This window comes from Polaromonas hydrogenivorans, from assembly GCF_040105105.1.
In the GTDB taxonomy this organism is placed as follows: domain Bacteria; phylum Pseudomonadota; class Gammaproteobacteria; order Burkholderiales; family Burkholderiaceae_C; genus Polaromonas; species Polaromonas hydrogenivorans.
Genome location: NZ_CP157675.1, coordinates 2,260,470 through 2,282,919 on the forward strand (window position 1 = coordinate 2,260,470; position 22,450 = coordinate 2,282,919).

Annotated in this window: 18 protein-coding genes; 8 read left to right on the top strand and 10 right to left on the bottom strand. The window is 64.3% G+C overall.

Annotated features, from left to right (window positions below; genetic code table 11):
- Nucleotides 1-79: 79 nt before the first annotated feature.
- Both ABLV49_RS10870 and ABLV49_RS10875 read right to left on the bottom strand, forming a co-directional pair.
- A complete protein-coding gene (locus ABLV49_RS10870; protein WP_349276430.1) occupies nucleotides 80-1,309 on the bottom strand; it encodes an MFS transporter in 1,230 nt (409 codons plus the stop codon).
- 192 nt (nucleotides 1,310-1,501) lie between these two features.
- Nucleotides 1,502-3,562, bottom strand: coding sequence for a penicillin-binding protein 1A (locus ABLV49_RS10875; RefSeq protein WP_349276431.1), 2,061 nt, complete (start codon nucleotides 3,560-3,562; stop codon nucleotides 1,502-1,504).
- Between the two features lie 278 nt (nucleotides 3,563-3,840).
- On the opposite strand from ABLV49_RS10875, the gene ABLV49_RS10880 reads away from it, so the two are divergent.
- On the top strand, nucleotides 3,841-4,053 hold the full coding sequence (locus ABLV49_RS10880) for a DUF3606 domain-containing protein (protein WP_349276432.1): 213 nt from the start codon (nucleotides 3,841-3,843) through the stop codon (nucleotides 4,051-4,053).
- A gap of 43 nt (nucleotides 4,054-4,096) precedes the next feature.
- Here the strand turns inward: ABLV49_RS10880 and ABLV49_RS10885 are convergent, their stop codons facing one another.
- Complete coding sequence (locus tag ABLV49_RS10885; RefSeq protein ID WP_349276433.1) at nucleotides 4,097-5,284, bottom strand: PLP-dependent aminotransferase family protein; 1,188 nt, start codon at nucleotides 5,282-5,284, stop codon at nucleotides 4,097-4,099.
- Nucleotides 5,285-5,476: 192 nt separating this feature from the next.
- Here ABLV49_RS10885 and ABLV49_RS10890 point away from each other — a divergent pair, with 192 nt between their 5' ends.
- The 5 genes from ABLV49_RS10890 (at nucleotide 5,477) to ABLV49_RS10910 (ending at nucleotide 15,036) form a co-directional block, all read left to right on the top strand.
- A complete protein-coding gene (locus ABLV49_RS10890; RefSeq protein ID WP_349276434.1) occupies nucleotides 5,477-10,231 on the top strand; it encodes an NAD-glutamate dehydrogenase in 4,755 nt (1,584 codons plus the stop codon).
- 20 nt (nucleotides 10,232-10,251) lie between these two features.
- Entirely contained in the window at nucleotides 10,252-10,896 is a 645-nt protein-coding gene (gene nth / locus ABLV49_RS10895; RefSeq protein WP_349276435.1) for an endonuclease III, read from the top strand.
- A gap of 276 nt (nucleotides 10,897-11,172) precedes the next feature.
- A complete protein-coding gene (locus ABLV49_RS10900) occupies nucleotides 11,173-12,111 on the top strand; it encodes a 1-phosphofructokinase family hexose kinase (RefSeq protein WP_349276436.1) in 939 nt (312 codons plus the stop codon).
- A gap of 85 nt (nucleotides 12,112-12,196) precedes the next feature.
- On the top strand, nucleotides 12,197-14,662 hold the full coding sequence (gene ppsA / locus ABLV49_RS10905) for a phosphoenolpyruvate synthase (RefSeq protein ID WP_349276437.1): 2,466 nt from the start codon (nucleotides 12,197-12,199) through the stop codon (nucleotides 14,660-14,662).
- The gene (locus ABLV49_RS10910) at nucleotides 14,659-15,036 is read left to right on the top strand and encodes a CBS domain-containing protein (protein ID WP_349276438.1); all 378 of its coding nucleotides are present in this window, start codon (nucleotides 14,659-14,661) and stop codon (nucleotides 15,034-15,036) included. Before ppsA ends, ABLV49_RS10910 begins: the two co-directional genes overlap by 4 nt.
- Before the next feature lie 264 nt (nucleotides 15,037-15,300).
- On the opposite strand, the gene ABLV49_RS10915 is transcribed toward ABLV49_RS10910, so the two are convergent.
- The 5 genes from ABLV49_RS10915 to ABLV49_RS10935 all read right to left on the bottom strand — a co-directional run bounded on the left by ABLV49_RS10915 (nucleotide 15,301) and on the right by ABLV49_RS10935 (nucleotide 18,921).
- The gene (locus tag ABLV49_RS10915) at nucleotides 15,301-15,726 is read right to left on the bottom strand and encodes a HugZ family protein (RefSeq protein WP_349276439.1); all 426 of its coding nucleotides are present in this window, start codon (nucleotides 15,724-15,726) and stop codon (nucleotides 15,301-15,303) included.
- Between the two features lie 170 nt (nucleotides 15,727-15,896).
- A complete protein-coding gene (locus ABLV49_RS10920) occupies nucleotides 15,897-16,244 on the bottom strand; it encodes a DUF2845 domain-containing protein (RefSeq protein ID WP_349276440.1) in 348 nt (115 codons plus the stop codon).
- Between the two features lie 157 nt (nucleotides 16,245-16,401).
- Nucleotides 16,402-16,902 (bottom strand): c-type cytochrome, encoded by a 501-nt coding sequence (locus ABLV49_RS10925; RefSeq protein WP_349276441.1) that lies wholly within the window; start codon nucleotides 16,900-16,902, stop codon nucleotides 16,402-16,404.
- A 410-nt stretch (nucleotides 16,903-17,312) separates the two neighbouring features.
- Entirely contained in the window at nucleotides 17,313-18,074 is a 762-nt protein-coding gene (gene rlmB / locus ABLV49_RS10930) for a 23S rRNA (guanosine(2251)-2'-O)-methyltransferase RlmB (RefSeq protein ID WP_349276442.1), read from the bottom strand.
- Nucleotides 18,075-18,204: 130 nt separating this feature from the next.
- On the bottom strand, nucleotides 18,205-18,921 hold the full coding sequence (locus ABLV49_RS10935; protein ID WP_349281677.1) for an ABC transporter ATP-binding protein: 717 nt from the start codon (nucleotides 18,919-18,921) through the stop codon (nucleotides 18,205-18,207).
- A 124-nt stretch (nucleotides 18,922-19,045) separates the two neighbouring features.
- Here ABLV49_RS10935 and ABLV49_RS10940 point away from each other — a divergent pair, with 124 nt between their 5' ends.
- Together ABLV49_RS10940 and mnmH are read left to right on the top strand one after the other, a co-directional pair.
- Nucleotides 19,046-19,660, top strand: a complete 615-nt coding sequence (locus tag ABLV49_RS10940; protein WP_349276443.1) for an arylesterase — start codon at nucleotides 19,046-19,048, stop codon at nucleotides 19,658-19,660.
- On the top strand, nucleotides 19,657-20,715 hold the full coding sequence (mnmH, locus tag ABLV49_RS10945; protein ID WP_349276444.1) for a tRNA 2-selenouridine(34) synthase MnmH: 1,059 nt from the start codon (nucleotides 19,657-19,659) through the stop codon (nucleotides 20,713-20,715). Before ABLV49_RS10940 ends, mnmH begins: the two co-directional genes overlap by 4 nt.
- 154 nt (nucleotides 20,716-20,869) lie before the next feature.
- Here mnmH and ABLV49_RS10950 read toward each other — a convergent pair whose 3' ends face one another.
- Nucleotides 20,870-21,058: a hypothetical protein gene (locus tag ABLV49_RS10950; protein WP_011801277.1), complete on the bottom strand. Its 189-nt coding sequence runs from the start codon at nucleotides 21,056-21,058 to the stop codon at nucleotides 20,870-20,872.
- Nucleotides 21,059-21,126: 68 nt separating this feature from the next.
- A complete protein-coding gene (locus ABLV49_RS10955; RefSeq protein WP_349276445.1) occupies nucleotides 21,127-22,320 on the bottom strand; it encodes a PLP-dependent transferase in 1,194 nt (397 codons plus the stop codon).
- Between the last annotated feature and the right edge of the window lie 130 nt (nucleotides 22,321-22,450).

The following is a 22,450-nucleotide window of genomic DNA, read 5'->3' on the forward strand; positions in this document are numbered from 1 at the left end:
TTCGGTGAGTTTTTCAAGAAAAATAGGCCTTCCCGCAATACCAGCAAGCGTTAATAGCTATCTTTTTAAGAGCATGCGTTCACACACGCCCATTCCGCCGCCCCAGCACCCAGGCAAAAAATACCCCCTCCACAGCCATCACCCCGCCCCCCAACGCCACCACGGCCCCGGTTCCGATCCGGTCGATCAGGCTGGCGGCGAGCACCACGCCAATCGACTGGCCCAAAAACAAAAACGAAGAAAACAGCGACACCGCCGTGCCGCGCGCATGCGGGGCCATCTGCGTGGCGTTCGCCTGCATGGTGTTGTGAAACATGAAAAAGCCGAACCCGGCCAGCAGGCTCGCCGGAAGCGCCGGCCCCCAGTGCGGGGTGTAGGCCAGCACCAAGGCGCACACGCCCACAATGGCCCCGCCGATCAGCACCAGCCCCTGCTGGCCGAAGCGGCGGATCAGGTAGCGGCCGACGGCCATGTAGAGCATGCCGCCCAGCCCGAACAGCGCCACGATGGCGCCCGCCATCGACAGCGACAGGCCGAGCGAGCGGTGCAGGTGCGATGCCCAGATGGCCAGCACGCCGAAACCGGCCGCGCCTTCGACCAGCGCCATCAGCAAGATGATGCGCGACCAGGGGCCGGTGACGATGAGCAGGGCCTGCCTGGCAAACCCATGGCGCACCACCGCCTGGCCGTGAGCCACGGCCTTCGCGGGCTTGGCCTGCTGCCGGCGCAGGTCACCATACATCAGCGAGCCGACCACGCCGAACAGCAGCGTCATGAAGACAAACGCCCAGCGCCAGCCCAGCGCATCGGTCAGCAAGCCGCCGGCCAGCTGGCCGCCGACGATGCCCAGCGTGCTGCCCAACCCGGTGCGGGTCAGCATTTCCTGGAGCTGGTCGGACGGCACCGAGTCGCCCACCCAGGCCATCGCCAGCGGAATCAGGGCTGCCGCGCCCAGCGCCATCAGCAGGCGCGCAAACACCAGCGCTTCAAGCGTGCTGGCGAACACGGCCAAAATGCTGCCGACGCTGCAGCCCAGCGTGGCGAAGGTGATAACGCGGAACTTGCCCAGCCGGTCGCCGAGCGGGCCGTAAAACAGTTGCGACGCGCCGTAGGTGATGGCAAACACCGACACCACCTGCGCGGCCTGCGCCAGGCTGACCGCGAACACGCGCGACAGCTCGGGCAGCATGGCGTCGCAGATGCGCTGCGCCGCCATGCTGGCGAAGGTGCCAAACGACAGCAGCAAAATGGAACGGCGCGTGGCCGGGCTGATGGAAGAAGCGGAAATCGCCGAAGCGCTGGTTGACACGAGTGGACCGTCCGGTTGCCGCTGGGGGCTATTTCTATTTAGGATCTGGCAAATAACAACTTCCCGTCCGTCATTCCCGCGAAGGCGGGAATCCAGCGGCACGGGCTGAAACGCTCAAACGAGTCTGGATACCCGCCTTCGCGGGTATGACGCAGGGAAGTTATTGCTGACCGCATCCTTATTGATGAAAACTTATTGCAACTGTTTCAGAATCCTGCCGAACAGCCCGTTGACGATGTCCGCCAGCGGATCATTGCGCCGCTGTTGGCGCTGCTGCGGCTCCTCGGGCGGCGGCGGTGCCGGCTGGTAGCGGGTGCGCGGGATGTCGAACTCGGCGTTCTGGTCCAGCCAGCGGTTGCGAAACGCCCCCTGGAAAACCTCCCCGACGATGGGCAGCGCACTGCGGGCGCCCTGCCCCCAGTTGCCCATCGTCACGCTGTTGTCGTTGAAGCCGACCCGGGCGCCGGCCACCAGCTGCGGGTTCATCATGATGAACCAGCCGTCGGTGTTGTCCTGCGTGGTGCCGGTCTTGCCGGCCACGTCGGCCTGAATGCCGTAGCGCTGGCGAATGGCAATGCCGGTGCCCTGGTCGATGACGCCGCGCATCACATCGACCAGCGTCAGCGAGTCGGCGCGCGGCATCGCCGGCTCAGGCTCGGTGACCGCCGAGAATTTTTCCAGGATGTTGCCCTGGTGGTCTTCGACCTGCGCCACCAGCACCGGCAGCATGTAGCGCCCGCCATTGGCAATCGTGCCGTAGGCCGCGACCATCTCCAGCAGCGTGACCGGGCTGGTGCCCAGCGCCAGCGAAGGCACCAGGTCGAGCTTGCTCTGCCGGATTCCCATGGCCTTGGCCAGTTGCCCGACCTTGTCCGGACCGACCTGTTGCATCAGCTGGGCGGTGATGGTGTTCTTGGAATACACCAGGCCGTCGCGCAATGTGGTGGGCAGGCCGGTGGGCGGCGTGGCGTCGCTGGGGGTCCAGACGTCACCGCCCCCGGATGAAATGGCGACCGGCTGGTCAACCAGGGCGAACGACGGGCTCAGCCCCTGCATGAAGGCCGCGCCATAGACGAAGGGCTTGAAGGTCGAGCCCGGCTGGCGGCGCGCCTGGCTCACATGGTCGAACTGCTCGTGGGCAAAATCGCGGCTCCCCACCCAGGCGCGCACGGCGCCATTGCGCGGGTCCACGGCCAGAAAGCCGACCTGCAGCACGGCGCGCTCCTGCCCGGCCTTGCGCTGGCCGTCGGCCAGCTTTTGCAGCTGCGCCATCTGCCGCGCCACGGCCTGGTTGGCCAGCTTCTGGATGTTGGCGTCCAGCGTGGTGCGCACCCGCAGGCCGTCGGAATGAATGTTGTAGCCCTTGCTGTCGGCCCAGGTGATCAGCCATTTGCGCAGGTGCTGGGCAACATGGGGCGCGGCGCCCAGCGGCTCGACCTGGCGCTCGAAATCCAGCCGCAAGGGCCGCTTCGACAGCGCATCAAGGCGGGCCGGGTCCAGCTTGCCGCGCTTGGCCATCTGCGCCAGCACCAGGTTGCGGCGCTCCTTGGCGCGCGCCGGGTTGAGCACCGGGTTGTAGTAGCTCGTGCCCTTGAGCATGCCGATCAGCGTCGCGCTCTCCAGCACGTCGAGCCGGTCGGCGGATTTGTCGAAGTAGGTCTGCGCCGCCATCTCGATGCCGAAGGCGTTGTAGAGAAACGGCACGGTGTTGAGGTAGGTCTCCAGGATCTCGTCCTTGGAATACAGCGCCTCAATCTTCAGCGCGGTGATGGCCTCCTTGACCTTGCGCGAAATGGTGGCCGAGCGGCCGATTTCCTCGGGGTACATATTGCGCGCCAGCTGCTGCGTGATGGTCGAGCCGCCCTGCAGGTCGCCGGTCAGGGTGCTCAGCATGGCCCCGGCGGTGCGGCGAAAGTCGATGCCGTGGTGCTCGTAGAAGCGGTGGTCTTCGGTGGAAATCAGCGCGTTGACGACATGCGGCGAGATCTTGTCCAGCGTGACCCAGCGGCGGTTGATGCGCTTGTATTCGGCCAGCACCGTGCCGTTGGATGCCAGCAGCACCGACGGCACCTCGGACTTGGCCTTGCGCAGGTCGCCGATGCCGGGCGTGAAGGGAATCATCAGCAGCACGTAAAGCAGCATCAGTGCTGGAAGCATCAGGGCGGCCCGGAGCGGATAGCGTTTGACAAGGCCGATGAGGCGGTGGAACTGCCCGGAGGCAAACGCGGCGGCGCGCTGGAGGATAGGTAGCATGCGCAGAGTTTAAGGGGGCACGGCCTTGGCGCCGGTAGGACGGTATCGACGGGGGCGGGATGCGGCAAGCGCTGCTGTCGAGCTAGATTTTTAAGAGAAATTAGCCTTTTTCGCATACTGCATATGCACAAGCAGCTATATTTTTAATAGCAATCGCGTCGTTGCCGCGTCCAGCTGTCGCCGGGCGTTGAATCCCGTGTGCGGCGTTGGCCTACATCGCTGGCGCGGCGCTGGCGTTAGGGTTCAGCCATCATCACGACACAACCCAGGAGATGGACATGACAACCCAACCCGGCGTGGAGCCCGACCGCATCGACATGAACGACCCGGCGGCACGCGCGCAGTGGGCCAAAAAGCTCGATGCCACGCAGGCGCAGCTGCGCGAAGCAGTGGCGGCGGTGGGCGATGTGGCCGCCGATGTGGAAATGCACCTCAAGGGCAGCCACAGCACGACCAACGCGGACCGGATGGACGAACTGGGCGACGCCTGAATTGCCAGCGGCTTCAATGCGGCTTTGGATGTGAGCCAGCCGCTTAAACCGCCCGTCCCAGCCGCCCCATTCCCTCTTCAATCCTGGCCACGTCCGCCGTGGCAAAACTCAGCCTGAAAGTGGCCAGGTCAGGGTTGGCCGCATAAAACGGCGCGCCGGGCACGAAAGCCACTCCTTGCTCAATCGCTTTTTTGGCAAATTCGCCCGCGTCCTTCAACTTGCCGCCCTCGCCTGTCAGGCTGGCCCAGAAGAACAGGCCGCCCTGGGGCTGCTCGAACGCCACGGCCGCGCCGAGTTCGCGCTTGAGCGCATGGCCCATGGCGGCGGCGCGCTGGCCGTACACCTTGCGCACATGGGCCAGCGTGGCGGGCATGCGGCCGGCCTTCAGGTACTGCGAAGCCGTGGCTTGGGCAAAAGTGCTGGTGTGCGCGTCGCTGAACTGCTTGCACATCACGGCATTGGCCAGCAGCGCGGGCGGGGCAATCATCCAGCCAATGCGCAGGCCCGGCGACAGCACCTTGCTCAGCGAGCCGCAATGGGCGAGCAACTCGCGGCTGCCCGGCACGCTGTCGCTCAGCGACAGCAATGAGGGCGGCGGCGCTTCGCCAAAATACAGGTCGCCGTAGGGGTCGTCCTCGACCACCAGCGTCTGGTGCTTGACGGCCATTTCCAGCACCTGCCGGCGGCGCTCCAGGGTCAGCAGCGCGCCGCTCGGGTTGCCGAAAGTCGGAATCAGGTACACAAATTTTGGCTTGTGCTCGGCGATCAGCCGCTCCAGCTCGTCGGTCTTCACGCCATGCGCGTCGATGGGCGCGCTGATGACTTGCGCGCCGTACAGGCGAAAGCACTGGATGGTGGCCAGGAAGGTCGGGCCTTCAACGATCACCTTGTCGCCGGGATTGATCAGGGTCTTGCCCAGCAGGTCCAGCGCCTGCTGGCTGCCGGTGGTGACGATCAGGCCATCGGGCTGCACGGCCACGCCCTTGCTGGCCATGAAGCTGCTCAGCTGCTCGCGCAGCGGGCCGTAGCCTTCGGTGGCGCCGTATTGCAATGCTGCGCCGGGCTCTTCATTCAGCGCCTTGCTGCTGGCTTCCTTGATGCCCTCGATGTCGAACATGGCCGGGTCCGGAAAGCCGCCGGCAAAGCTGATGATGCCGGGCTTGCCGAGCAGCTTGAAGAGTTCGCGGATGGCGGAGGTTTCCACGTTGTTGAGGCGGTCGGCGAATTGCATGGGAGCCCTGTAAAGATGAATTGGCAATGGCTTATGGTAACCAAGGTTTCCGGGTGAAAGCCGCCGGGCAGACCCGTAGCCGGCCCCGATGCAACTCCGGCATGGGCCCATGCTCTTTGCCTCTGGTAGTCACCCCCGGAATCACAAGCCAGGCCTAGAATCTTGCGTACCAACAAGAACTGCGGAGACACCATGAACACCACACCGCTTGCCGATCTGCTGGCCTATACCGCCGAGCACGCCGGACCCAGTGCCAAACGGCTCTCCGCGTTTGTGTCGGCCTACTTTGAAAATGCTGACCCGGACGAAATTCTCGCGCGCGGGCCGGCCCAGCTGTTTGGCATTGCCAGCGCCCATTGGCGTTTGCTCGACGCGCCCCGCGCCCCCCAGAGCGCCAGGATCCGGGTGTTCAACCCGACCCTGGCGGAAGATGGTTTTGTGAGCGACCACACCTCGGTCCAGATCGTGCACGACAACATGCCATTCCTGGTCGATTCGGTCACCATGGCCATCAATCGCAGTGGCCGCACGGCGCACTGGATTGTCCACCCCTTGCTGTGCGTGGCCCGCAATGCGCAGGGTCGTCCCGAGACGGTGGACAGCGTGGCTGGTGGCAACGCCACCGGGCGAAGCGACCCGATCGAGTCGCTCATCATGGTGGAATGTGACCGCATTCTGGCTGCTGCAGAGCGGGAAGCGCTGGGCCGTGACCTGGATCGGGTGCTGGGCGATGTTCGCGGCGTAGTGCAGGACTGGGATGCCATGCTCGAGCGGGTTCAAGCCCTGGGGCTGGCGGTGGCGCGGTCGCCGCTGTCGCAGTCCAGCAAGCAGGAAGGCGTTGAATTCCTGCACTGGCTGGAAGACCGGCACTTCACCTTTTTGGGCGCGCGCAACTATGACATCCAGCGCGATGGCGACGCCGTCAGCCTGATCGCGCGGCCGGAGTCGGGCCTGGGCATCCTGCGCGGCGCCCCGCAGACTGCAGTGTCGCGCCTGCCACCCGAGGCCGTGGCCTTGCTTGAATCCGACGAACTGGTGCTGATCACCAAGGCCATGACGCGCGCCACCGTGCACCGCCCCGCCTGGCTCGACTACATCGCCATCAAGCGCTTTGACGACGCCGGCAAGGTGGTCGGAGAGGCCCGCTTTCTGGGGCTTTACACCTCGACCGCCTATGCCGCCGCAGTGGCGGATATCCCGCAGGTGCGGCGACGCGTGGCCGACGTGGTGGCTATTGCGGGCGTCGTGCCCAACAGCCACGCGGCCAAATCCCTGCAATCGATTCTGGACGTCTATCCGCGCGACGAACTGTTCCAGATCGATACCGCCACCCTGGCCGACCATGCCATTGGCATCCTGCGGCTGCAGGAGCGCCAGCGCACCCGGCTGTTCCTGCGCCGCGACCCGTTTGACCGCTTCACCTCGGCCCAGGTCTTTGTGCCCCGCGACCGCTACAACACCGAGCTGCGCGTGAAGATTGGCGCCGAGTTGATGGCGGCCCTCGATGGCCAGTCGCTCGAATTCACGCCCATGCTGACAGACAGCCCGCTGGCGCGCATTCACTACCTGGTGCGCGCCCGTGAGCACGCGCCGGTGAACGTGGACCTGCGCGCGCTTGAGGCGCGGCTGGCCCGGCTGGCCCTGCGCTGGGAAGACGAGTTCACCAGCGAGCTGCTGCGCGCGCACGGCGAAGGCCCGGGGCTGGCGCTGGCGCACCGCTTTGCCACCGCGCTCCCCACGGCCTACCGCGAGGATTTTTCGGCGGCGGTCGCCGCCGAAGACGCCGAAATGCTGGCCGGCCTGAGCGCCGCCTCGCCGCTGGCGGTCAAGCTGTACCGTCCGCTGGATGCCGGCGAAGGGCTGCTGCGCTTGAAGATCTACAACACGTCCAAAGTCCCGCTGTCGGACTCGCTGCCGGTGCTGGAGCGCATGGGGGCCCGGGTACTTGACGAGCATCCCTATCGAATCGGCAGCGACGCGCTGTGGGTTCACGACCTGGGCCTGCAGCTGCCGGCCAGCACCGATTTGGCCACCGTCAAGGTCCGGTTTGAGGCCCTGTTTGCGCAGGTCTGGCGCGGCGATGTGGAAAGCGACGACCTGAACCGGCTGGTTCTGAGCACCGCGCTCGACGCACGCGCCATTACCGTGCTGCGCGCCTACACGCGCTACTTCAAGCAATTGGGTTTTAGCTTCAGCCAAAGCTACATAGAGGCCGCGCTGAACAACAACGCGGGCATTGCCGAGGAACTTGCCAGACTATTCAATGCCCGCTTCGACCCGGCCCTGCCTGGCAACCGGGACGAGGCCCAAAAGCAGCTGACGACGCAGATCGAGGCCCATCTGGACGCAGTGGCCAGCCTAGACGAAGACCGCATCCTGCGGCAGTTTTTCCTCACGATAGGCGCTACCCTGCGAACCAACGCCTGGCAACTCACCGCCAGCGGCGAAAGCAAGCCCTACCTGTCGTTCAAGCTCAACCCGCGCGAAGTCCCTGGAGTGCCCGAGCCCAAGCCGCTGTTTGAAATCTGGGTCTATTCACCGCGTGTAGAGGGTGTGCATCTGCGCCGCGGCAAGGTGGCGCGCGGTGGCCTGCGCTGGTCTGACCGCCGGGAGGACTTCCGCACTGAAGTGCTGGGCCTGGTGAAAGCCCAGCAGGTCAAGAACACCGTGATCGTGCCGGTCGGCTCCAAAGGCGGCTTCGTGCTGAAGAACGCCCCGCCCGCCAGTGACCGCGAAGCCTGGATGGCCGAGGGCGTGGCCTGCTACAGGCTCTTCCTCTCGGGCCTGCTGGACGTGACCGACAACGTGGTCAAGGGTGCGGTGGTGCCACCGGCCAGCGTGGTCCGGCATGACCCGGACGACCCCTACCTGGTGGTGGCGGCCGACAAGGGAACGGCCACGTTCTCCGACATTGCCAACAGCGTGTCGGCCGACTACGGCTTCTGGCTGGGGGACGCTTTTGCCTCGGGCGGCTCGGTCGGCTACGACCACAAGAAAATGGGCATCACGGCGCGCGGCGCCTGGGAATCGGTCAAGCGCCACTTCCGCGCCTTGTCGGTCAACACCCAGACCACGCCGTTCACCGTGGCGGGCATCGGCGACATGTCGGGTGACGTGTTCGGCAACGGCATGCTGCTGTCCGAGCAGATCCGGCTGGTGGCGGCTTTCGATCACCGCCATATCTTCATCGACCCCACGCCTGATACGGCGCGCTCCTTTGCCGAACGGCAACGCCTGTTCGTGCAGCCCCGGTCAAGCTGGGACGACTACGACAAGAGCCTGATTTCAGCCGGCGGCGGGGTCTATCCGCGCTCGGCCAAGTCGATCAGCCTGAGCCCCGAGGCGCGTGCGTCGATCGGCATCGAGGCCGCCGAGCTGACCCCGGCCGAGCTGCTGCGGGCCATTTTGCTGGCGCCTGTGGACCTGCTCTACAACGGCGGCATCGGCACCTATGTCAAAGCCAGTTTCGAGAGCCACGCCCAGGTAGGCGACAAGGCCGGCGACGCGTTTCGCGTCAACGGCGGCGAGATGCGCTGCAAGGTGCTGGCTGAGGGCGGCAACCTGGGTTGCACGCAAAACGGCCGCATTGAATACGCCCAAAAAGGCGGCCTGATCTACACCGACGCCATCGACAATTCGGCCGGCGTGGACTGCTCCGACCACGAGGTGAACATCAAGATCCTGCTGGGCAGCGTAGTGGAAGCGGGTGATTTGACGCTGAAGCAGCGCAACGACCTGCTGGCCTCGATGACGGACGAGGTTGGCCTGCTGGTGCTGACCGACAACTACTACCAGACCCAGGCGCTCGAGATCGCCAGCCACCGCCCCCTGTACCTGCTGGACGGGCAGCAGCGCCTGATGCAATGGCTGGAGCGCAACGGCCGCCTGGACCGCGCCGTCGAATTCCTGCCTACGGATAAAGACATCGCGCAGCGCAAGGCCCAGAAAACCGGACTCACGGCACCCGAAGGCGCGGTGGTGCTGGCCTACGCCAAGATGTCAGTGTTCGACGGGCTGATGGACAGCAACCTGCCGGACGACCCGTACTACAGCCGTGCGCTCAAGGCCTACTTCCCCAAGGTCCTGACCGAAAAATTCGGCGCGGCCATCGCCAAGCACCCGCTCAGGCGCGAGATCATCGCCACCTTCATCACCAACACGGTGGTGAATCGCACCGGGGCCACCTTCGTCAACTTCATCGCGTCCGAAGCGGTCGCAACGGTGGCCGACGTGATTCGCGCCTTCACGCTGGCGCGCGAAATCTTCGACCTGGAACCGCTGTGGGACCAGATTGACGCGCTGGACTACCGGGTGGAGGCCATCCTGCAGCTCGACCTGCTGACCCAATTGATCGCCATCGCCCAGCGGGCGTCGCGCTGGATGCTGCGCGTGCGCACCCAAAGCACCGACCTGCCGACACTGATCGAGCGCTACCAGCCGGCGGCGCGCGAGTTGCGCGCCCACCTCGCGGACTGGCTGCCGCCCTCCGCCCACGCCAGCTGGGAGCAGGCCACGCTGAGCCTCGTGCAAGCCGGCGTGGAGTCGGCGCTGGCGCAAAACCTGACTGCGCTGGAGTTCATCTTCCCGGCGCTCGATCTGGTCGATCTGGCGCAAAACGCCAGTACCGGGCTGGAACAGGCGGCGCGCGCCTACTTTGGCGTCGAGGCCGAACTCGGCCTGACGCTCTGGCGCGCGGAGATCAAGCGCCTGCCCACCGACACGCTGTGGCAAACCCAGGCCCGCGGCAGCGCGCGCGACGACGTCTATTCGATCGCCAGCCAGATCACCCAGGGACTGTTGTCGCGCGGCGAAGATCTGGCGGGCTGGCGCGACCGGAATGCGCCGGCGATTGAACGCCTGTGCAAGCTGCTGGCCAGCATCAGCACCCAGGGCGCCGACCTGGCACCGGTTTCGGTGGCGCTGCGCGAGTTGCGGCATCTGGCCTGAGACCGGCTGCTGTCAGCACCATGAAACGCGAACACATCGGGCTATTTTTTGCCACGCTGAAGGCCGCCAACCCGATGCCGGTGACCGAGCTGGAATACACCAGCGTGTTTGAACTGCTGACCGCCGTGCTGCTGTCGGCGCAGGCCACCGACGTGAGCGTGAACAAGGCCACGCGCCGGCTGTTCCCGGTCGCCAACACACCGCAGGCCATCCTGAACCTGGGCGTGGACCGGCTGGAGGCCTACATCAAGACCATCGGGCTGTACCACTCCAAGGCCAAGAACCTGCTGGCGACCTGCGAGATGTTGATCGAGCAGCACGGCGGCCAGGTGCCGCGCACCCGCGAAGCGCTTGAGAAATTGCCCGGCGTGGGCCGCAAAACCGCCAATGTCGTGCTGAACACTGCTTTTGGCGAAGCGGTGATGGCGGTCGATACCCACATCTTTCGCGTCAGCAACCGCACCGGGCTGGCGCCGGGCAAGAATGTGCAGGAAGTCGAGCAAAAACTGATGAAACGCATTCCTCCCGACTACCTGGTCGATGCGCACCACTGGCTGATTCTGCTCGGCCGCTATGTCTGCATCGCCCGCAAGCCGCTGTGCTGGCAATGCGGGGTAGCGCCCTTTTGCGACTACCAGCCCAAGACCGAACCCCCGCCGGCCTGAATGCCGGCGCAGCAGGCCGCCACCACTGCACTATCAAATCAATAGCTGCTTGCGCCGGTGGATAAAGCGCAAAAAGCCTTTTTTTCCTGATTAGCTACCTGCCTCAGACAAGTATGAAAGCCGTCATTCCCGCGAAGGCGGGAATCCAGTAGCCAAGCGCCTTGAGAACCCTGGATTCCCGCCTTCGCGGGAATGACAAGCGGTTTTAGTCTGAGCTATGTATCTAATCAGGCTTTTTTACTTAAAAACCCGTCCCATCAGCCTTCTACCCAAGCCATGATCGACATTCTCACCGTCACCATGAATCCCGCGCTGGACGTGTCCACCTCGGCCGACAAGGTCATGGACACGCACAAGCTGCGCTGCACTGCCCCGATATTTCACCCTGGCGGCGGCGGGATCAACGTGGCCCGCGTCGTGCACCGGCTGGGCGGCGACTGTCTGGCGCTTTATCTGGCCGGCGGCATGAATGGGCAACGGCTGCGGCAGCTGCTGGACCAGGAGCAGGTGCGCGGCGATTGCATCGCTATTGCCGGCGAGACGCGCGAGAGCTTTTCGGCCCACGAAATGTCCAGCGGGCGCGACTTTCGCTTTGTGCTGCCCGGCCCGGCATTGACGCCCGGGGAGTGGCAGGCCGGCCTGGACTACATCAGCGCCCTCGACGCGCCCCCGCCTTACCTGGTGGCCAGTGGCGGCTTGCCGCCCGATGTGCCTGAAGACTTTTACGTCCGGCTGGCCAGGCTGGCCAAAGCACGCGGCAGCCGGGTGGTGCTCGACACCTCGGGGCCGGCGCTGGCGGCGGCATTGGCCGAAGGGGTGTACCTGGTCAAACCCAGCCTTCGGGAGCTGCGCGAGTTGACCGGCCATCCGCTGCAAACCGAGCAGGACCGGCATGCAGCGGCGCTGCAGATCATCAGGAGCGGCCAGGCGCAGGTGGTCGCCCTGTCGCTGGGCGAGGATGGCGCACTGCTGGTGACGGCCGACCGGGCGCTGCGGGCCAGAAGCCTGCCGGTGCCAGTCGCCAGCTCGATTGGTGCGGGCGACAGCTTCGTGGGCGGACTGGTCTGGGCACTGAGCCGGCATGAAGAACTGGAGCAGGCCTTTCGCTACGGCATGGCGGCGGGCGCGGCCGCCCTGCTCGCGCCGGGCACGGCGCTGTGCCAGGCGGCGGATGTGCAACGGCTGCACCGGGAAGTGGTCATCACCCCCGCTTGATCTAGCGCAAGCCAGCACGGCTTTTCACCCGCTACCGTAGGCCCCTAAAAGGCGACCCACAACACGGCAAGCTGGAGACACCCGCATGACGCAACCTTTCATCCGCTGGTTTGCAGACATTGGCATTGCCGATGTCGCGCTGGTCGGCGGCAAGAATGCCTCGCTGGGCGAGATGGTCCGCGAACTGGGCGCTCAGGGCGTGCGGGTTCCCAACGGTTTTGCCGTCACCGCCGGGGCTTACCGCTACCTGCTCGACCAGTCCCACGCCTGGCAAGGCCTGCACGACGCGCTCGATGGCCTGGACGTGAAGGACGTGGATGACCTGGCGCGGCGCGCGCAGCGTGCGCGGGAAATCATCCATGGCGCGGCGCTGCCGGCCGACCTGGCACGGGAAATCACGCAAGCTTACGCCCGGCTGCGCGAAGAATACGGCGAACAGGTGACGCTGGCCGTTCGCAGTTCGGCCACCGCCGAAGACCTGCCCACCGCCAGCTTTGCCGGCCAGCACGAGACTTTTTTGAACATCTCGGGCGAGGCCCGGCTGCTCGATTCGATACGCCAATGCTTCGCCAGCCTGTTCATGGACCGCGCCATCGCCTACCGGGTGGACCACGGCATCGACCATTTCAAGGTCTATCAGTCGGTCGGCGTGATGAAGATGGTGCGCTCCGACCTGGCCGCCAGCGGCGTCACCTTTTCGCTCGACACCGAAACCGGCTTTCGCGATGTCGTCTTCATCACCGGCGCCTATGGCCTGGGTGAAAACGTCGTGCAGGGCACGGTCGATCCGGACGAGTTCTACGTCTTCAAGCCCACGCTCAAGCAAGGCCACCGGGTCGTGCTCAGACGCAAGCTGGGCGGCAAGCAGATCCGCATGGTCTATGCGCAGGCCGCCGGGCGCGAGAGCACGCGCAACATGCCGACGCCGCCGGAAAGCCAGGCGCGCTTTTGCATCAGCGACGACGAGGTGCTGGAGCTGGCCGATGCCGCCGTCAGGATTGAAGCGCACTACAGCCGCAAGGCCGGGCAGCCGACGCCGATGGACGTTGAATGGGCCAAGGACGGCGTGGACGGCAAGCTCTACATCGTTCAGGCGCGGCCTGAAACCGTCGCTTCGCGAAAACCTTTGGGCCGGGTCGAGGAATACCGGCTGGGCGACCAGGGCAAGGCCATCGTCAGCGGCCGCGCGGTGGGCGGCAAGATCGCCACCGGCCGGGCGCGCGTCATCAGCGAGGTGTCCGAACTCAACCAGTTCCAGCCCGGCGAGGTGCTGGTGGCCGACACCACCATGCCGGACTGGGGAACGGTGATGAAAATCGCCGCCGCCGTCGTCACCAACCGGGGCGGACGCACCTGCCACGCGGCCATCGTGGCGCGCGAGATGGGCATTCCGGCGGTGGTCGGCTGCGACCATGCGACCACGGCCATCCGCACCGGCGACGAGATCACCGTCTCGTGCGCCGAAGGCAGCGCCGGCCATGTGTATGCGGGCCTGCTGCCGTTCACCACGACCAGCACCGACGTGGCCAGCCTGGAGCGGCCGCAGACGCACCTGATGGTCAACCTGGCAAACCCCGACATGGCCTTCCAGACCGCCCTGCTGCCCAACGACGGCGTGGGCCTGGCGCGCATGGAGTTCATCATTGCCGAGCACATCCACGCGCACCCGATGGCGCTGGTGCATCCCGAAAAAGTCGAGGATGCCGCCGTGCGCGAGGAAATCGCCGGGCTCACGCATCTGTTTGCCACGCCGTCCGAGTATTTCGTCAGGCAGCTGGCCGAAGGCGTTGGCACGATTGCGGCGGCTTTTTATCCCAAGCCGGTGATCGTTCGCATGTCGGACTTCAAGACCAACGAATACGCGAGCTTGCTGGGCGGGCGCTGGTTCGAGCCGCTTGAGGCGAATCCGATGATCGGCTTTCGCGGCGCCTCGCGCTATGCGCATCCGGCCTATGCCGAAGGCTTCGCGCTCGAATGTGCGGCCATGAAGCGCGTGCGCGACGACATGGGGTTGAGCAACGTGAAGCTGATGATTCCGTTTTGCCGCCGCGTCGAGGAAGGCGAGCGCGTGCTGCAGGCCATGGCCGGGCACAGCCTGGGGCGCGGCATGAACGGACTGGAAATCTACGTCATGTGCGAGATTCCGAACAACGTGATCCAGATCGACGCGTTTGCAAAACTGTTCGATGGCTTTTCAATCGGCTCCAACGACCTGACGCAGCTGGTGCTCGGGGTGGACCGCGACTCCGACATCGTGGCGTTTGACTTTGACGAGCGCGATGCGGGGGTCAAGATGATGATTCGCCAGACCATCGAAGGCGCGCGGCGCAACCATCGGCATGCGGGCATCTGCGGCCAGGCGCCGTCGGACTACCCGGAAATGGCGGCGTATCTGGTGGAACTCGGCATCGACTCGATGAGCGTCACGCCCGACACGCTGCTCAAGACCACGCGCGACGTGCTGGCCGTGGAAGCGCGCCTGGGGCGTGCGCCACGCGGCGCGGCGCCATCTTCTTCAACACCGCAAGCTGCGGACAGGAGCCCTTCATGAAGCAGACCATTTCGTCATTGATGCAGCGCGACGTGTGTTCGGCCGGCGCGGACGACACCTTGCAGACCGTCGAATCAAAAATGGTGGCCCGGGGATTGACCTGGGTGCCGGTGGTGGACGAAAGCGGCGCGGTGCTGGGCGTCATCAGCAGCCTGGACCTGCTGCGCTTTCATGCCGACGGGAAAGACGCCGCGAAGGTCTGTGCCTGGCAAGTCTGCACCTACAAGCCGATTTCGGTGCCTCCGGATGCCAGCCTCAGCGACGTGGCCCGGCTGATGGTCGAGGCAGCCATCCATCACGTCGTGGTCATGGACGGCAGCGACATCAAGGGCGTCGTGTCGTCGCTCGACTTTGTGAAAACCTTCAAGGACTAGCGGCAAATTGCTACGCTGTTGATAGCAACCCATGCTTATGGCTATTGCGCAAGAAGGCTTTTTGATGCATGAAACCGGAAGATGACTTCCCGTTTTGCTCCTTCCATCTCCGGGGGAAGGCGCCCTGCAAATTCGGGTACATGAGGCGACCTGAGTAGTTACATAATTTCATTGAAAATAGCCCATTGCGCACATCTGGCAAGCCAAAGCAGCTATCAAAACAGTAGCAATTCATCCAGTCAAGACCCGCATGACATCACTCCGTCAAGGCCCTGCCGGTCCCAAAGCCCGCCTGACTTCCTCCGCGTCAATGGAGCGGGCCGCCCCAAAGCCAGCCACTTGCCGGGCACCTTTAAGTTCGATGGCAATAAACCTGAAGTCGCCCAGCTGCGTCATGAATTCGGCCTCCGGAAATCTCTGCACATAAGCCGCCCGGCAGGCATCCCACGCCGGAGTGCCGACGTCCAGTTCCCGGGCGCGGCCGTCCAGGCTGACGCGTGGCAAGGCATGAACCGGCTCGCCATCTGCCTCGGACTGCATCACGAGCAGCGATACGTTCGGTCGCGCCTGCAGATTGCCCGTGTGGGCCGCCAATCCACTCACATGAATGACCAGGCACCCCAGCGCGGGCTCCAGCGCGTAGGGAACCATGGAGACAAAGGGAGCGCCGTCGCCGCCGATGGTCCCCATGGCGGCGACTCGCCTTGAATGCAAAAGCGAGCGCAGCTCAAGAGTCAGTCTGGATTCGTGAGACACAAGGCCTCCCTTGGAAAATGGATGTCCGAGCATAGGCCAAACAGCCGGAAATTGGCATATGCCCGCCCAGAGCGATGCCTGCACTCCTTATATCCAGGCCTGGCTTATGGCGTTGCCCGCGCACCGTACGTGATGGAAAGCACCACGCCCGCCCGAAAGCGCACCGTCGCCACGAGACTGCCGGGGCCACGGTCGTACAGCCATTCGTCCACCACCAGACAGGGAACGACCGAGCTGGCAAACGGCTCGGGCACAGGCTGCAGCCCCGGGTAGTAGTAAACCGGCGCGCAGTAGGAATCCTGAAGCAAGGGCTCCCCGCAGAGGTAGCGGACGGACAACCGGGAGTCCCCCACTTCAACAATGTGGCCGTTGCAACGCAGCGTTTCTGAGTGCACGGGCAGAAACAGCGCTGAAACCACAGCGGCAAGGCAAATGCGGATACGAAATTTCACATTTCCTCCTTTCGCACCAAGCCTCCCAAGGTAGCGAACACGTCTCTTCCTGATCAGAGCACGGGTTCTTTCGAAGCACAAAGGTCAATGAGAAAACCCGCATCGGCGACTGGAGTCTCCTGCCGACCATGCACGCCAGGGTGGTTCCCGCCTGCTTTTACTTGGCGAGCGAGAGAATCCAGGACACCAACTGACGCGCATCGCGTTCATTGATGGCCACGGCGTTAGGCGGCATCGCGAGGCCGGCGGCCTTGTTCTTCCAGTGGCTGGCATAAGGATTGGAGCCTTCCAGCACGATGCGGGTCAGGAACTCAGCCGCGCCGGGCTTGCCTTTGTACTGCGCTGCAACATCTTCCCAGGCGGGTCCGACAGGCAGGCTGCCGTCCTTGGCCGCCTGATGTTTCACGGTGTGGCAGGCAAAGCAACCCGCCTCGGATGCCAGTTTCTGGGCTTTTTCGATGCTGGCGGTGTCTGCCGCGGATGCAGCAAGCGACGTGAGCATGAGAAGACCGGTCAGGCCGGCGAGCAGAGAGCGATGAATCATGGTGAGAACCTCCAGTTGAAAAAATAATGCGAACTTGGGCAGGCATGAAGCATGTCGTACTGACTGGAAAAGACATTGATGGTGAACAACATTCCTCCATTTGTTGTTGGGCAATCGGATCACGCTTGCTCGAACGGCTCACGCCTCATGGGCTGAAAGGATGTGCTTTGCCTGTTTATCCGCAATATTTGGGCCAAATCAACTATCAGCTGAAAGAAGTAGCTTTCCCACTACAAGAGAAGGGTTTTTCTTGTTCCTGAAGGCTTTGGAGCCAGAAAACCAGCGCTGCGACTGTTCACGCGGAACGTTTTGTTCTGCGCAATGTTCATGTTTGACACAGTTTTTTGGGTCAGCCTGATTCACGCGGGCACGCGAGCCCCAGCCCTGAGCCGCCGGACAGGGATTCCCAAAGTGGAGGAATGAATGCGTCGAAGCGGGCCAGCCTGCAGCAGGTGGCGCGCTTCATTGATCAGAAGTTTGTGTGGCGCCAGATGCGGCGCGACTTCAATGGGACAACGCCGCGCTCAGGCGGCTGCCGGGCGGCGCTGGCGCAGCGCTTCATACAGGCACACGCCGCTGGCGACCGACACGTTCAGGCTTTCGACCGCGCCCTGCATCGGAATGCTGACCAGCTCGTCGCAGGTCTTGCGCGTGAGCTGGCGCATGCCTTCGCCCTCGGCGCCCAGAATCAAGGCCACCGGGCCGGTCAGGTCCACGTCGTAAATCGTCTTGGTTGCGTCGTCGCTGGTGCCGATACACCAGATGTTGCGTTCCTTGAGTTCGCCCAGCGTGCGCGCCAGGTTGGTCACCATGAAATACGGCACGGTCTCGGCCGCGCCGCTGGCAACCTTGGACACCGTCGCATTGATGCCGGCGGCATGGTCCTTGGGCGCGATCACGGCTTGCGCGCCGGCGCCGTCGGCCACGCGCAGGCAGGCGCCCAGGTTGTGCGGATCGGTCACGCCGTCGAGCACCAGCAGCAGCGGCTGATGGGTGCCGGCGGCTTCAAGCTGCTCCAGCAATTCATCGAGCGACGTGACCTGGGCCACGGCATCGACACGCGCCACCACGCCCTGGTGGCCGTGGCTGCCGCACATCTTGGCCAGGCGCAGGCCGTCGGACTCGATCAGCCGCACGCCGGCTTCGCGGGCGCGGTCGGTGAACTGGCGCATCCGGGCATCGCGGCGCGAGGCATCGTAAAAAACTTCAAGAACCGACTTGGGCGCGGTTTTGAGGCGAACACCGACGGCATGAAAACCGAAAAGAACTTTGGGGGAAGAAGACATCCGGCAATTATCGCTGCTGGGATTCCGATAGCCGCGCCAGCGCCTGACCGGCCAGAAGCACGGCGGCGCTGATTGCTATCTTGTTAATAGCAACTTATGCATGCCAGATATGCGCAAAAGCCTTGTTTCATCATGAAATCACGACCTGCCCGGCCTCGATGGTGATGCGCCGCTGGCAGCGCGCCGCAATGGCGGGGTCGTGCGTGACCAGCACCAGCGTCGTGCCGAGTTCCTGGTTCAGCTCGAACATCAGCTTCATCACCGTCTCGCCGGTGGCAAAGTCCAGGCTGCCGGTCGGCTCGTCGGCCAGCAGCACCGCCGGCTTGACGACAAAGGCCCGCGCCAGCGCCACGCGCTGCTGCTCGCCGCCCGACAGCACCTTCGGGTAATGGCCGAGCCGCTCGCTCAAGCCCACGCGCTTGAGCATGTCGCTCGCCAGCGCCCTCGCCTGCTTCATGCCCGAGAGTTCGAGCGGCAGCATGACGTTTTCCAGCGCCGTCAAATTGGCCATGAGCTGAAAGCTCTGGAACACGAAACCGACTTTTTGCGCCCGCAGGGCCGCGCGGTCGTCCTCGCTGAGCGCAAATATATCCTGGCCCGCCAGCCGCACCGTGCCTTTCGTGGGCGTGTCCAGCCCGGCGATGATGGTCAGCAGCGTGCTTTTGCCCGAGCCCGATGCGCCGACAATGGCGGCGGTTTCACGCGGAGCCAGCGCAAAGTCAATATCGCGCAAAATGGTCAGGGTGCCGGTCGAGTCGGTGACCGACTTGAAAACATGCTCAACGGAAACAATTGGAGAACTGGCAGGCTCCAATAACCCAGACAGCCTGGAAGAAACCTCACCCATCCCGGAAATCACAGGTTCAAACATGTCAACCCTCTTGAAAAACTTTAAATTTACTGCTGCCGACTGTAGCAAGCCTGGCCTGGCCGCGCGAAGCCGCTGGGCCAAACCCTTGGGATTCCTGTTGATGACCGCCTTGCTGGGCGCGCCTGCGTTCGCCCAGGCGCAGGCCAAAGCGCCAGCCCCGCCCACGGTCCTGATCGTCGGCGATTCGCTGAGCGCCGAATACGGCCTCAGGCGCGGCACCGGCTGGGTGCCGCTGCTCGAAAAGCAGCTGGCCAGCGAGAACAAAGCCGCCAAAGTCGTCAACGCCAGCATCAGCGGCGACACCACCTCGGGCGGCCGCTCGCGCCTGCCGGCCCTGCTGGCGCAGCACCAGCCGGCCACCGTGGTCATCGAGCTGGGCGGCAACGATGCGCTGCGCGGCCTGCCGCTGGACATGACCGGAAAAAACCTGAACGCCATGACACAGGCGGCCAAGAAAGCCGGCGCCCGGGTGCTGCTGGTCGGCATGCAGGTGCCGCCCAACTACGGCAGCGCCTACGCAGCGACCTTTTCCGGCCTTTTTGCGAAGGTCGCCAAGGAGGAAAAAGTCGCGCTGGTGCCTTTTTTCCTCAAGGGGATTGCCGATGGCGATGATGCCGCAGCCAATTTCCAGCCTGACCGAATCCACCCCAACGAGCCCTCGCAAGCCAGAATGCTGGCCAATGTGTGGCCCGAACTGAAGAAAATCATCCCGTGAGCCTGCAACGCATCTCCGCCGAACAAGCCCTGAACCAGCTCGCTGATTTTTCCGCCGTCATCGACGCCCGCTCTGAAGGCGAATACGCCGAAGACCACCTTCCGGGCGCGGTGAACTGGCCCAGCCTGCATGACGACGAGCGAAAGATCGTCGGCACCCAGTACAAGCAGATCAGCCAGTTCGAGGCCAAGAAGCTGGGCGCGGCGCTGGTCGCCAAAAACATCTCGGAACACATCCAGCGTGACGTGCTCGACAAGCCCAAGGAATGGCAGCCGCTGCTGTACTGCTGGCGCGGCGGCAAGCGCAGCGGCTCGCTGGCGCTGGTGCTGGACCAGATCGGCTTTCGGGTCACGCTGGTCGATGGCGGCTACAAGGCCTTCAGGGCGGCGCTGGTGGCCGACCTGCCGCAACTCGCAAGCAGGCACCACTACCGGGTGGTTTGCGGCCCCACCGGCTCGGGCAAGACGCGGCTGCTGCAAGCCCTGAGAGCGCAAGGCGCGCAGGTGCTGGACCTGGAGGCGCTGGCCCATCACCGCAGTTCGGTGCTCGGCATGATTCCGGGCGTGGCGCAGCCCAGCCAGAAGGCCTTTGACAGCCGCATCTGGGCCGCCCTGCGCAGCTTTGACCCTTTGCTTCCGGTCTATATTGAAAGCGAGAGCAAGAAGGTCGGCAATGTGGCGGTGCCTGAAGGGCTGATCACGGCGATGCGCGCCAGCCCCTGCCTGCGCATGGACCTGCCCGAGGGCGAGCGGGTTGCCTTGCTGCTTGAAGACTATGACTTTTTCGTCAAGGACATCGAATTTTTCTGCGAGCGCCTGATTGCGCTGACCGAGGCGCGCGGCAAGGCCACGGTGCAGGACTGGCAGGCGCGTGCCCGCAGCGGCGATGTGGCGTCGGTGGTGCTCGAATTGCTCATCAAGCACTACGACCCCGGCTACCTGCAATCCATGCAGCGCAATTTCACGCAGTATGAAAGCGCGCGCGCCCTGGCGCCGCGCGACCATGGCGTGCCGGCCATGACCGAACTGGCCAAGTCGCTGCTGGCCGAGGCTTGACGCAAAAAAACCCGGCATCACCAGTGACGGTCATGTCGGGTTTCAAGAACTTCAGCACGGTTTCGCTATCAATTAAATAGCTGACAGCGCCCGTGTATCAAGCGTAAAAGGCTTTATTTTCTTAAATTCAGGGCCAAAATACAGTTCAGGCGATTCAGGAAGCTGATTCGGCGGGCGGCATGCCCGGCTGGCCGTCGCTGGCTGCATCCGAGCCTTGAACACCGTCTTCAGCCACGTCATCTTCGGGTTTGCCTTCACCCTTGCGCTTGAGCTTGTCTTCTTTCTTGCGTTTTTTAGCCAGCTCCTTTTGACGCTTTTCGTAGGAGTAATTGGGAGTTGCCACAGCTTAGCTTTCGTGAATAGGTAACCCTTACTGTAATGCATTGGCGTCAGGCCCCGGGCACAGGCCCCTCACAGTCCGGCAAGAGCCTGGGCGATGTCGGCCTGCAGGTCGGCCACCGCCTCCAGGCCGACAGAAAATCGCACCAGGCCGCCCTTGTGCGGCCACGGTTTGGCGACGCGCAAAGCCGCCATGTCATACGGCACGCACAGGCTCATCGGCCCGGCCCAGCTGTAACCGAGCTTGAAGAGCTTGAGACTGTCGCAGAAGCGGTCAATCCGCGCCTGCGTGAATTCGGGCCTGAAAACCGCGCTAAACAGGCAGGCCGCGCCCAGGCAGTCGCGCTTCCATTCGGCATGGCCGGGCGAGTCCGGCAGGGCGGGATGCAGCACGGCGGCGATCTGCGGCTGGTCCTGCATCCAGCCGGCCAGCTGGCGCGTGGCGGCATCCTGCGCGGCATAGCGCAGGGCCATGCTGTTCAGGCCGCGCAGGACGAGTTCGGCATCGTTGCCGCTGACGCCGTAGCCCACGCGCATGTGGCAAAAATGCACCAACAGGTGCAGCGCCTCGCTGTTCGTGACCACCGAGCCCATCAGCACGTCGGCGCCGCCGCTGGGATATTTCGTCAGAGCCTGCACCGAGATGTCGGCACCCAGCGCGAAGGCGTTGAAGGCCAGCCCCGCGCCCCAGGTGTTGTCCAGGGCCGTGACCACGCCCTGAGGATGCGACTGGCCCGGCGCTGCGTTGTGCGCCCGCACGAGCGCCACCAGCGCGGGAAGGTCCGGGAACTCCAGCGTGATGGAACCGGGCGCTTCCAGCCAGACCAGGCGGGTTTTAAGCGTCAGTTTTGCGGCCAGATCGGCCGGATTCATGGCGTCGTACATCTGGCAGGTGATGCCCCACGAAGCCAGTTCGGCCTGCGCAAAGGCCTTGTTCGGACCATAGGCATTGTCGGGAATCAGCACTTCATCGCCGGCCTTGAGCAAAGCCATGTCCACCAGCACGATAGCCGCCAGTCCGCTGGGCACCAGGGTGCAGAACTGGCCGCCTTCGAGCGTGGCGATGCGCTCTTCCAGGGTGAAAGTGGTCGGCGTGCCGTGCAGGCCGTAGGTGTAGCCGGTCTTGTGCTTCCAGTCCCGGTTGCGCAGGGCGGCAACGCTGGGGAAGATGATTGTCGAGGCTTTGTGAACCGCCGGTGAAACGGCCTCAAAACCTGCTGGCGGGGTGTAGGGGTGGTGAATCAGCTGGGTGGATGGATGGCTCATCCCACAATGGTAGCGGCAAACCGAAGCGCCCTCTCCCCCAGCCAGGGCCGCGGAACCGGCTCCGCCGGGCCGCAGGCGCAGCGGCCCCCTCGGGGGGGCAGGGAACTACACGCAGTGAGCGACCGTGGGG